The 11,569-nt window shown below is 51.0% G+C and carries 6 protein-coding genes; 2 read left to right on the top strand and 4 right to left on the bottom strand.

All coding sequences use genetic code 11. The annotated features are described in order from the left end of the window. Window positions 1–18: 18 nt before the first annotated feature. From GT409_RS02515 to GT409_RS02500, 4 genes are all read right to left on the bottom strand, one after another. Entirely contained in the window at window positions 19–2,655 is a 2,637-nt protein-coding gene (locus GT409_RS02515; RefSeq protein ID WP_160626633.1) for a LamG-like jellyroll fold domain-containing protein, read from the bottom strand. 163 nt (window positions 2,656–2,818) lie between these two features. Next, window positions 2,819–4,231, bottom strand: coding sequence for a sulfatase family protein (locus tag GT409_RS02510; protein ID WP_160626631.1), 1,413 nt, complete (start codon window positions 4,229–4,231; stop codon window positions 2,819–2,821). A 9-nt stretch (window positions 4,232–4,240) separates the two neighbouring features. Continuing rightward, window positions 4,241–6,301, bottom strand: a complete 2,061-nt coding sequence (locus GT409_RS02505) for a hypothetical protein (RefSeq protein WP_160626629.1) — start codon at window positions 6,299–6,301, stop codon at window positions 4,241–4,243. Window positions 6,302–6,518: 217 nt separating this feature from the next. Beyond that, entirely contained in the window at window positions 6,519–6,836 is a 318-nt protein-coding gene (locus tag GT409_RS02500) for a hypothetical protein (RefSeq protein ID WP_160626627.1), read from the bottom strand. Window positions 6,837–6,977: 141 nt separating this feature from the next. Between GT409_RS02500 and GT409_RS02495 the strand changes: the two genes are divergently transcribed. Further along, window positions 6,978–9,473 (top strand): hypothetical protein, encoded by a 2,496-nt coding sequence (locus GT409_RS02495; protein WP_160626625.1) that lies wholly within the window; start codon window positions 6,978–6,980, stop codon window positions 9,471–9,473. Window positions 9,474–9,834: 361 nt separating this feature from the next. Continuing rightward, window positions 9,835–11,565 carry a sulfatase-like hydrolase/transferase gene (locus GT409_RS02490; RefSeq protein WP_160626623.1) on the top strand — a complete coding sequence of 577 codons (1,731 nt, stop codon included), beginning with the start codon at window positions 9,835–9,837 and terminating at the stop codon, window positions 11,563–11,565. Window positions 11,566–11,569 lie beyond the last annotated feature (4 nt).

Below are 11,569 nucleotides of genomic sequence, written 5' to 3'. Positions count from 1 at the left end.
GAACATATGCAGGCGTCATTAGTCTTTTTCGATCACCTTGAAAAAGCGGCTCAACTCCGAAGCCGGCAGGTCGGTGACGCTGTTGGTTCCGCTCACGTCAGCCGCAATGTTTGTGTAGTCTGCATAGGGCGTCCATGCTGCAGGAGAGAGGGAGGCGGAGGATTCAAGATCATAAACCTTACCGGGCAGGCTGGCCCACTCGATGTCAAAGGTGGTTCCATTTCCTGAGAGCTGAATATTGAACGGTGCGGCAATGGCAATCATTGCTGCCAGGTCATCGGCATCAAAGTCGTTGTCCGCATCCATGTCATACATTTCCAGATTGAGATAAGCCAGAGCTTCCGCTGCGGTGTACCCCAGATCGTACAGTTGACTCTGACGGTCTGCTGCCGTAGCCAGGTAGAGCTGGGCGGAGAGAAGATCATCCCGACCTACAACCCCGTCCTTGTTTCCGTCTCCGGCGGGAAGGATTGCAGTCAGCGAAACAGTGCCGACAAACACCTGGGACATTTCATCTGCATTCAGCGGATCAATCGGTCCTTCCGGGAAGTTGGCAATATCTTCTGCATTCAATGATTCAAACAGGACATTGACCGGTCCGCCGGATTGCGCTGCCACCAGATCGCTGCCACTGACTGTAACCGTGTAGGGCGTGTCAAGGAGTGCCGTTGGCATTCCAGTTGTCGGAGAAACCTGGATCAGTGCGCCGGGAACTGCATTGGCAATATTTGTGGCGGCGGATCCGGATCCGGTTGTCAGAGTGGCCGTAAAGGTTGTCTGGGAATGATCTTTCGAAGAAACCTGAGCAACATCGACAGACAACTCGTAATCAAGGTTTGGATTGATGGAAACCCCGTTGAAAATATTCGTCTGTATCATTCCGTTCCGATAGTCCATTGATGAGCTCAAGTAGATCCGTCCCAAAGTCGGCTTAAAGGTCGTGCTGAGCTTGTCGGTTCCGTCGAGCACTTCGCCAAGATCTGTATAGCTGGCAAGTGCGTTCGGGTCAGCGTTGTAGTGTATCCACCCGACGACATCGGCATAATTACCGTCGTTGCCGGGATAATCTCCGTTGGAGCCTGTCACCCGGTAGGATGACAGATCGGGGACAGTTTCATTTGCAGACTGGGTGAAATCGCCATTAACAATGAGGCTTTCGGGACCGTCGACCGCGGGATATGGAATTGCGTCCAATGTTTGGTTAAACTGGTCTGTGATGGCCTGTTCGCTCAACGTGCGGTCCCAGGTTGCAACTTCCTGGATCAGGCCGCCGAATCCCGCGGATCCAGTTCTTCCTCCGATATAGATCGTGGTGCTTGGGCGGGCGCTGTTGTCAATTGTAATGCTTCCTGAGTTCAGGGTTACGGATCCGAATTCTCCATAGAACCAGGTCAGGTCATCCGATGTTTTGGTGAGGTCAAAACTCAGGGCGACATAATACCATGTGTCTGCCGTCAACAATCCTACATCTGTAATTTTAGTGCTGTTGTTAATAAAACGAAGCTTCCCGTCGCTGATGCCGATTTCAAGAGCTTGTGATTGTGCGTAAATGCCGCGATTGAACAGGCTTTGGTACCCGCTCATCGTGGTCGGGGTTTTGAAAAGCAGGCTGACGGTCCCGTTGTCGCCCGCAAGATGATTTATCAGGTTCTCAGACGTACTGGAACCGGAGATGCCCATGTTTATACGACCTTCAACGGCATAGTCTGGATTCCCAAAAGCGCCGGTTCCGGTAAGATCGCCCATATTGTAGATGACTGCGTTGTCTGATCCTGTACTGAACATGTGACCGTTGGAATCTGCAGTGCCTGCATTGGAGTAATACAGCACTGGACCGCCGCCTTCGTCAGTTGGAGTTTCGACGGTTGCTTCGTATGCCGCGAGACGAAGTATTGAGGAACTGGCTAATTTTGCGAATTGGTTTTGAACAGCGGAATCCGAAAGCGTGCGCTCATAAACCGCAATACTTTGGAAGTATCCTCCGATCAGTGAATAATAGGACGTGTTTTTACGACCGCCAAAATAAATGGGGTTGCTAACGCTTCCTGCAGTAGTAATTGTCACGGTTCCTGAACTCAGCGACTGCCCTGCTTCGCCGCAGTACCAGGTCAGATTGTCCGATCCTGCTGACAAATCCCAGCGCAAACAGACATAGTACCATGTGCCGGTGGCAGCCGTGATTAAGTTGACATTGGACTTCGTGTCGCCGTTCTGTATGCCCAACCGAAAGGTGTCGCCGTTGAGTCCGAGTTCGAACTGTGTACTGTCAGAATATACACCCTGATTGAACACGCTTTTGAACCCGCTCAGGGTGTCGGGCGTTTTTACAAGAAACGAAACCGTTCCGTTTGTTCCAGAGCAGAAGAGGCCGGATGATCCGGCTACCCCTGCCGGGTTGCTGTTGTCGATGAGACCGAAGGCCGAGTCCGTATTGCCCCAGTAGTCGGCGATCAGGCTGGTCATGGTTCCGCTGCTTGTCAGCGTGTATGAGGCTCCGGCAGAACCGTCATTGGGAGATCGGGCGATTTTATACCACAACGCAGGGCCGGCACCGCCATCAGACGGGCTTCCTACCGAGTCAAGATAGCTGGATAATTCCGTGTAGCCTGATGCCGCAATCAGGGTTGCGATCAATAGTATAATGTATTTTCTCATGATTTCTCCTGTTCCGTTAGTAAGAGCCCCTTGCCTGTTGGTAAACCCCGGGCTTCAGTGTATAAGCTATTCTTATCGGTCGGGAGTCGCTATTCACGCATGCGCATTAAATAATCACATTTGCGCCACCGAAAAACAACCCGCATTCAGGCTCGATTGACGTCTACTTCTTCGGATTCAGCGGCGGCGGCATTTGCGCGCAGAAATCAGAGAATTTCACTTCCAGACTGGCTACAATTTCCGGATGTATTTTGCAGAGGTCTGTGGTTTCGCCAAGGTCCTCTTCGAGGTTGAAGAGCTTGCGTTCACCCCCGCCGCCCGGACCGATCCAGAGCTTCCATTTCCCGTCTTTGACAGCACCGCCTTTACTCCCTCCCCACCAAAACAGCGTCTTGTTGGGCGTATCCGTTTTCTTACCGGTCAGATACGGCATCAGATCGACACCATCCAGCCGGGTTGTTTCAGAAACCGATGCGTTGGCCGCGTTGCAGACGGTTGGGTAGATATCCAGTGAACTGATGGTCTTTTCATAAACCTGGCCTTTTTCCAGACCGGCCGGCCAGCGAATGATATACGGGATTTTAATTCCGCCCTCATAGAACGTTCCTTTGGTGTCGCGCAGCGGACCGGCGGTTCCCAGCACTACGTCTCGGGACCACTCTTCGGGCCAATCCTCGTTGAACGCCGGCGAGGGTCCGTTGTCGCTGAAAAAGATAACAATCGTATTCTCTGCCAGCCCGTTTTTATCCAAAGCATCCAAAACTTTCCCGACGTTTTCATCCATCGAAATAAGCATGGCTCCGTAGAGGCGCAAAGCTTCAGACGGCAGGTGCTTCACGGCATCCTGATGAACTTTTTTGGCCTGCATTGGACTGTGCGGAGCGGTAAACGCCAGATTCAGATAAAACGGTTCGCCTGCGTGTTTTTCGATAAATTCAACGGACTGCCTGCCCAGCCGGTCTGTGAAATATTCATCGCCTTCGCGCTCCGGGCCCCAGATAACCCGCTTTCTCGGGGAAATGGCTATCGGCTCATTCACGCCGAGGTAATGTCCGGTTTCGTCCGGCCAGTAATGCGCCATATAGTGGACAATGGATTTGGTCTCATCGTGTGTTGTCTGGGGATAACACGGCAGTCCCCAGTGACCGACAAGGCCTGTGGCATATCCGGCGTCTGTTAGTGTTTCATGCAGCAGTTTCTGAGTCGGAGGAACGCGGTGGTTATCAAGGGTTTCTTCCAGTCCGGGCAACTTCGACCAACAGTCCGTGTTCCACTGTACGCCGAAGCGCTGCGAATAAGCCCCCGAAAGCAGGGCATAACGGGTCGGTCCGCAAACAGGAGAGGTAACATAGGCATCCGTGAAACGCACTCCTTCTGCGGCCAACCGGTCAAGGTTTGGAGTCGGAACCAGATTGTCATAGCCGTAGCAGCTGAGGTCACCGTAGCCAACATCATCGCCAATAATCAAAACCACATTCGGCCGGGCCGATGATACGTCATGGTTTGTTGCAGCAGCCGGAATCAGGCCGGACAATATAATAGCAGCGGCAATCAATGGAATATCGAATTTTTTCATAAGATTTTTCTATTTTGAGTGCGTCAGATCAATTGCCGTGCTGACCCATTTCGGAGTTCCACCCTGCAGCGGAATTTCTGAAACAATCTCCACACGGTTGCTGCCCGCCTTCAGGATTGATGGGGCAACATCCACAGTCATGCGCCGGTGGAATGCTGCAATGCCTTTCGAACTGGAGAGGTCAAGTATTCCTGCGGGATGCCCGTTGATGACAAGCCGCAAGTCATTATCAAACCCCTGATCGCGGGCCAGCCCGAAGTGAATTGAAACTTTCTGGACGCTATCAAGCGCCGGAAGAACCACGTCTGTATGAGCCGTTGATTTATCCTCCAGATCAACCATCACATTTTCGGCAAAGAAAGTCTGCCGCACAGATTGAACGCGCTCATGTCCAGCGAGATCCGATAAGGGCACTTCCAGAATGACGGTTTCTTCGCCCTGTAAAACAAGCGGCGAGCTTAAGTCGAAGGGTTCAAATTGGCGATCAATCCTTAGCGTCCCCTCGACGTCTGAATCGGAGTGCCGTTTGGGGATCGGGCCGTCCCAGAACATCCGGCGAATGCGGGCTTTTTTAAAATCGTTCCGGGTCGCACCGGAGATATCCAAAGCGACTCCGACAGGCTCTCCAGCAATGGCCGACGGATTATGCAGCCAGATATAAAGCATGCGGCCGGCCCTGAAAGAAAGAGTTCGGAGGCAATCCTCGTTCGGCTTCGCGCCCTGAACAGATGTTGCCACCCGGGTTCCGTGCAGCTGGTCATAAAAGCCGTAGAAGTCAAAAAAACGTGTCCGCTTCAGGCTAAGATCTTCAGGGGCGTTCGGGCGCGTATACATTGTCTGTCCGCGTTTCGGTCCATAATTGTGATCCGATTCCGCCAGAATAAATGGAACAGCCAAAGAAACCTCCGCCCGGTCAATCAACCCCATCCAGATCCGGTTGACGGTGGTCATATACAGCCACTCTTTGAATTCATTTTCCCACGGGCCTAGTTGCGGCATAACTGCCTGGCGCCCGAACTCGCTGATGATCACTTCTTTCGGCGGTGTTTTCCAGCGATGTTGATGGTACGCCGCAATCAGATCGAGATAGGCCTCCATCCGTCCATAGTCCCACACGTTCTGATTGCCGTTATACTGTCCCAGAACCAGACTGGGGTGCGGCTGACGGAGCTTCGGCTTCCGGTCGTCCGCCCAGTAGCCCTTACTGTAAAAATGAAAATCGTAGGTGCCGACAACATCGCCTGCGATATCGATAAACGCTTTCTCCGTGCCGTCATCACGCCAGCGGGCCCAGTTGGGTTGCGGGTAAGGCCAGGACGAACACGGCCCTGCAATTTTGATTTCCGGCTCTGCCGCCGCAAAAACTTTGGCAAGATGCCGCGTGTAGCGGGCGTGATCGACATTCGGATTCTCCGTCCCCTTCCAGGATGCGTCCGGCTCGTTAATCGCCGTATACCAGGTTGGCATTGAGGCCCCGGCCGCCCGAAGTGTCCTGACCCAGGACAGCAGCTTTTGGGCTGCCTTGTCATACGCATCGCTGCGAATCGCTTTGGAGTATTTCACCTGCATCGTTGCTTCCGTACCGCTTTTTTTTGCGGAGGATTTGTGCTGGGAAGCATTGATTTCAGGGCCGAGCATGCCGCCAGCCAAGGCATGAGGTGTCTTTCCGTACCGCTCCTTTGCCCTGAGATACCGTTTGACCCAGCTTTGATTGACACTCTTTTCGTCCGCGCCTTCATCATGATGCTCAGGCAGCCCAAACGTCGGATAGTACGGGCCGGTCCCGCGAGCGGGCAGCACATTAATACTCTTTAATTCTGCCGCCCGTTCATCGCTGTAATGGCCCGGAGGATGGTAAACAACAAAATATCTTTCGCGTTCCAGAACACTGCGCTGATGAGGGCCAACCTGAATACTAACTTCAGTCAACGGATCCACCTTCGCCGTCAGCATGCGTACCCCATTAGGAACAGTCGATGAGGCGGCCTCAATGACTTCAGCTGTTATTGCGAAACAGATGACGGCCCACAGGCTCAGAGTGAATGTGCAGAGTTTGGTTTTTCTATTCATAATTTCCTCTCGCGGCATGCTCAGTTTAGCAGTAACGCTTGTCGAGCTGGACTGTTCTTTTTGTATTTGAGTCATTAAAACAGGTGCCGATTATTCAGGCTACGTCTTAATGCGCAGGGAATGGGCACATATGCGCCAGACGGATTTTCCAACCCTTGAAAACTCGATGGGGTGAAGGCTCAGCCTTCTTCCAAACCTTGGAACATATTTTCTAACCTCAACTAAAAGAGATTTCTCGCAGGCGCCGAGGCGCAAAGATCGCGAAGAATCCATTTAGCAAACTTGGCGACTTTGCGGCTTGAGTGAGCACAGCGAACAGGCGAGAGACAAAACGTGCCAAGAAAACAAAAAGATGACAGATAGTAGCGCAAAAAGACGCGGATCGGTGCAGGGCCGTTTTTGACGGGACGGGCGGGCAGTCCGTCCCGGGGAAGCCGTCTTGCAGGTAGTCCAACAGCCGGACAGCACCTTTTTCTATCGCTTTGCGCGCAGGGAACATTCCTGTAAAATCTTTCAGGTCTTGTTCTTTCAGCATCCAGAAAAACCTTATACCATCACCCGCATATTGTCAGGGAGTGAGAGTAATGGGTATCAGCTGTGCGTGATGAGGTACGGACTGAATGTACGGGTGGATTAGAATTTAGTTTAGTGGTGACGATTATCAGGTAGATATTTTATGGAATGGGCAGATTTTAAAACACGACACGAAGATTGTACTAAGGCATTTGAGGCACTTGGGCGACATTTGTTCTCTAAATGGTGTAGCTACACTTATGGTGAGGATATAGAGCGAATCATTTATACTGACGGAAAAGGTGGCGATGGCGGGGTGGAAGCTTTTGCGCGTCATAAGGACGGATCTGTTATTGGCCTTCAGGCAAAGTGGTTTCGTGAAAAATTTGATGATAAGCAGGTTAAGCAACTTCATAAGTCGATCAAAAGTGCAACGCAACGCCATCCAACCTTGACTCGATACATTGTATGTATGCCTCTTGAGCTACAAGCATCCAGAGGAGCAGGAAACAAAGGGAAATCCCAGGTGGATCGATGGGAAGAGTTTGATGCCTCCTATAACAACATTGAGTTCATTTTCTGGGGGGATATGCCTCTTCTTTTGGCGTGGAGTTGTTCCTCTGTTGTTGCCAAGCGTGTTCGGGCCGCTAGAACCCAACTGGCTATTTGGGGCAGCTTGAATCCTAAAGAGATGGCGATTCTTCTGTCGGAGCTGGAGTCATGTAATGATTATCAGATTCTTGAAAGTATTTTAACGGCTGCTGTTGGAGCCGCCTGTTGTACGGAAGATAGAGATGGGCTACATGCATTGTCGGCTCAGTGTTCTCGGATGTTCTTCTCGGAATCCCCGACTTGCTCGACAAGGAATTCAGTTTGCCGACATGCCGCACGCATTGTCGTTGAAAGAGCCTATGCATATGATTTGATTTCAGAAAGTCAGGTTGGAAGAGCTCGGCCGCCCTATCAGGCCGGGTCACAATTATTGGCATACATGAAAAAACCAGAAGGGTGGTCTGAAAATCCAATAAGTGGAGACCTTGAGCGGTATGTGGTCAAGCAAGCCTCAAGGCTTTTTTTTGAACAAATTCGCAAAAATAATTTTTGTTCTGAGGATGAGGTGAGGTATCCCAAGAGTGAAGTTGCCAAGGCCGTCGTCGAAAGGCGTATTGATCTCGAAGAAAAAGCGTATGAAAAGGTAGAGGTGTTATGGGCTCAAATGGAGGCTGCTCGAAGAAAACGTGAATCCATTTGGAATGCCTCTTCGAGGGATTATCGTCCGATATCTAATAAAATACTTGATGAAGAGATTCCGAGTGAAAACCAAGATGTAGAAAATGAACTAGATCTAGATGTTGTCAAAGCCGTACACATGAAATACGAAACGGAGTATTCGCCAGAGGCTGAATCTTTGATGGATAATTATAAGAAGATATATGGGTTGGATGTGCTGACTCCCGAGCAGCTAAGGGATGGCTTGATCTTGGATTTTGTCTATTCGCAGGGGTGGGATGCCGATGTGTTTTATGGAAAACCTAATGGTGGTGAAGAGGGAGAAATCCTCGGGGCGGATGTATCGATTTCTCGTGAGCATTATCCAGCAACCCATGGTGCTCGCAGTCCCATTGCTTCATTTGCAGAGAAATATATATGGTTAGCGATAAATGAGGTTGCTGGTGATTTTGCTGACAGGTTGCCAATAAAGGATTTCTGTAATGCGGAATTCGAACCGGTAATGTGTTTTTCTGATGTTGGAGAAGAAATGCCAGATCCCTTTGATGGCAGGCGCGGGGTGGAATATGGGCCTGACAGCGGCAAAGAATCGAGATTTCCTGATCATTTCTGGCAGGAATACCATGCGCAGGGCGATAACCAACTCCAACGATCAACGGATTGGGTAAATAATGCGGAATGGCCAAAGGTTGAAAAGGTCATTTCTGCGGGTAGGCAGCTAAGTATTTGCTCCTGGATTCATGGAGTTGAAGCGCATTCTGCAGCTAGTCAGATGTCGCGAATTACATGTCTTTTGGTTCCCCGTTCTCAGTTCGAAATTTTTAAACGTGATGCGTTAGCTGGAGCAATAGTTCCGCGTTGTGATGTCGGCGATGTGCGTTGCGCAGGGATTGATGGAGCCTGTTATCATTCTCCGTCGGTAGTTTGTTGGGCACCATTTGTGAAAACTATAGACGACTGTGATGAATCTTATGATTCGCTTGATAGCAAAGGAGACCTGTTCTCGGTGGAGTTGAGGTATTTATCAGCGAAAACACATTGGTTGCACGATGGAGGTGAAACGATGTTGTATTTCCCGTCACCATTCTACTCTAAATCACTGGGCATTGTTCGAGGGGATGGGGCGAAAGATTATAGAGAATTTGCGGATAAGGATGGTTTGGTTGTCGCGACGTTTGAGCGATTGGATTTGGGCGTTTCAGAAACAGTGGAGCATCTTCAGATAGATTCCGACCGACTAGATGATTTGTTGATGAAAGAAGATTCTGTGGCCGTTTGGTTTGCTGAGATTTATCGTGAAGTGCGTCCCGAGTTCATTCCTGAGAAGCAACGCCGGCATACGTGGGCAAGACGAAGAATGTCTGTTGTTTGCGCCAAAGAACCTAGGAAGGAAGTCCAGTGTTTGTCCTCCATAGAAGTTGATGGATGAAAGGTAAAGCCTGATAGAAACGGATGCTGTTTTTCCGATGGTTGGAAAAACGAACGATGCTTCTTCCAACCCTTGGAAGCAACTGCGTTGCGGCACAGATCTTTTTTCCAAGGTTCGGAAGATCTGCGTTTGTCTGTGCAATCTTTAGATGAAGTTTTCTTTGCGATCCCTGCGCTCTTTCGTGGCAGAAAAACTGATCCGCACCGTCCCTTTCAGGCTGATAAATTCGTATTCATTTGCGGTTTCAGCCATCCGGCAATCCATTATTCCGACATTCCAGTCTCTGCTTATGGCGCAAAAATGAATATAATTTGCGTTCAGCCGGATAGATACCGGTCTTTTTCTTTGGTAGAAACGCACCATGAAAATAAGTGTTTATACTTTGGGCACGCGAACATTGCGCGGCTATACCTTTGCACTGCTGACGGCTGGAATTTTCGGCGCATACGAAGCCGTTGCAGCGGTGGCGACACAACCGAACCTGATCTTTATCCTGACTGATGACCAGCGCTATGACACGCTCGGCTGCACCGGCAATCCAGTGGTTCAGACCCCGAATATCGATCAGCTGGCTACTGAAGGAACATTGTTCACTGAAGCCACAGTAACCAGCGCAATCTGCACGCCAAGCCGGGCGTCGATCTTTGCCGGTATGTACGAGCGCCGCCACGGGATCAATTTCAATTCCGGAACGGCACTGTCTCCGGCAGCCTGGCAGCAGACCTACCCGATGCTGCTTCGCAAAGCCGGATATTTTGTGGGATATGTCGGCAAAAACCATGTACCGGTCGGAGCGGCGGGCTATGCCACCGGCCTGATGGATTCCAGTTTTGATTACTGGTATGCAGGACATACTCACATTTATTTTTACCCCAAGGAACGCCCGGCCCGGGTGTCACGAATCAAAGGCATTGATGAACACATGTTCGATAACGCAAAGGCAGAAACCCAGATTGAGATTCTGCAGGAAGGTGTGGACAATTTTTTAAGCCCGAACCAGGATTTCTACAACCGGGCCGCGCGTTTTCTGGAAAAACGCCCGGCAGACCGTCCATTCTGTCTGTCGCTTTGTTTTAACCTTCCGCACGATGCGGGAACCGGAAGCATGGAAGACCGCCCGTCTGATCCGGAACTGTATAAAACCGGATATCATAACTCGCGTGCGGTCATTCGCGCCGGACTGCCATCCACCTATGTGGCAAAAGCAGATATCCAAACCCCGAAGCTGCCCGCGGATGTTCTCTATGCACAGCACCGTCAGAACAGTTATGACTATGTTGATACTCCCGAAACAATGACGGAGCGGATTATCCGGCGCTATCAGGCAATTACCGGAATCGACCAACTGGTGGGGCGCCTGCGCAAACAGCTCCAGAAACTCGGGCTGGCTGAGAACACGGTGATCATTCTGACATCTGACCACGGCATCCTTCGCGGAGAATTCGGACTGGGCGGCAAGTCGATGAACTATGATACATGCCTGAAAGTTCCGATGATCATCTATGATCCGGCATCAGCAGCCAAAGGTCAGCGGCGCAGTGAGCAGGTGCAGACAGTCGATATTGCAGCCACGCTGCTCGATTATGCCGGCGCCGACATCCCCGCCAACATGAGCGGGGCGTCGCTGAAGCCGCTGGTGAATGGCAAGGATGTTCCGTGGCGCACGTATGCATTCTCTGAAAATCTGTGGAGCACTCAGTTTGGCCTTCCGCGCATCGAAAGCGTGCGCGGAGAGGGCTGGAAATACATCCGCTATTTTTTCAACGACCGATCCCTGTATAACCCGACCCTGAAAGGGCTGACACGCTATCTTACCTCCAATCGGCAGGCGGAAACTTACCGGCAATGGCTGGACGCCTCTATAAACGGGGAGCCACCCGTCTATGAAGAGTTGTACCACTTAAAGCTGGATCCGTCTGAAACCAACAATCTGGCCAATGACCCGACCTGCACGGATCGACTGAATACCATGCGGACTGTCTGCCAACAGCTGGTCAAAAAAGCGCGCGGAGACGCGTCCGTTCAGCCGGTGGTTCTTCAACTGGAAAGTGAACGGTTGGAATATCACCTGACGCATCAGAAAGAGGATTAACCAA

The organism is Tichowtungia aerotolerans (assembly GCF_009905215.1).
GTDB classification, from domain to species: Bacteria; Verrucomicrobiota; Kiritimatiellia; order Kiritimatiellales; family Tichowtungiaceae; genus Tichowtungia; species Tichowtungia aerotolerans.
The sequence above is the reverse complement of the archived record's forward strand: the minus strand, read 5'-3'. Positions and strand labels throughout refer to the sequence as shown.

What these genes read in the sequence shown, in the direction of transcription:
- GT409_RS02505 (WP_160626629.1), bottom strand. Translation starts at nt 6,301, where the DNA reads ATGAATAGAAAAACCAAACTCTGCACATTCACTCTGAGCCTGTGGGCC.
- GT409_RS02490 (WP_160626623.1), top strand. Translation starts at nt 9,835, where the DNA reads ATGAAAATAAGTGTTTATACTTTGGGCACGCGAACATTGCGCGGCTAT.
- GT409_RS02510 (WP_160626631.1), bottom strand. Translation starts at nt 4,231, where the DNA reads ATGAAAAAATTCGATATTCCATTGATTGCCGCTGCTATTATATTGTCC.
- GT409_RS02495 (WP_160626625.1), top strand. Translation starts at nt 6,978, where the DNA reads ATGGAATGGGCAGATTTTAAAACACGACACGAAGATTGTACTAAGGCA.
- GT409_RS02515 (WP_160626633.1), bottom strand. Translation starts at nt 2,655, where the DNA reads ATGAGAAAATACATTATACTATTGATCGCAACCCTGATTGCGGCATCA.
- GT409_RS02500 (WP_160626627.1), bottom strand. Translation starts at nt 6,836, where the DNA reads ATGCTGAAAGAACAAGACCTGAAAGATTTTACAGGAATGTTCCCTGCG.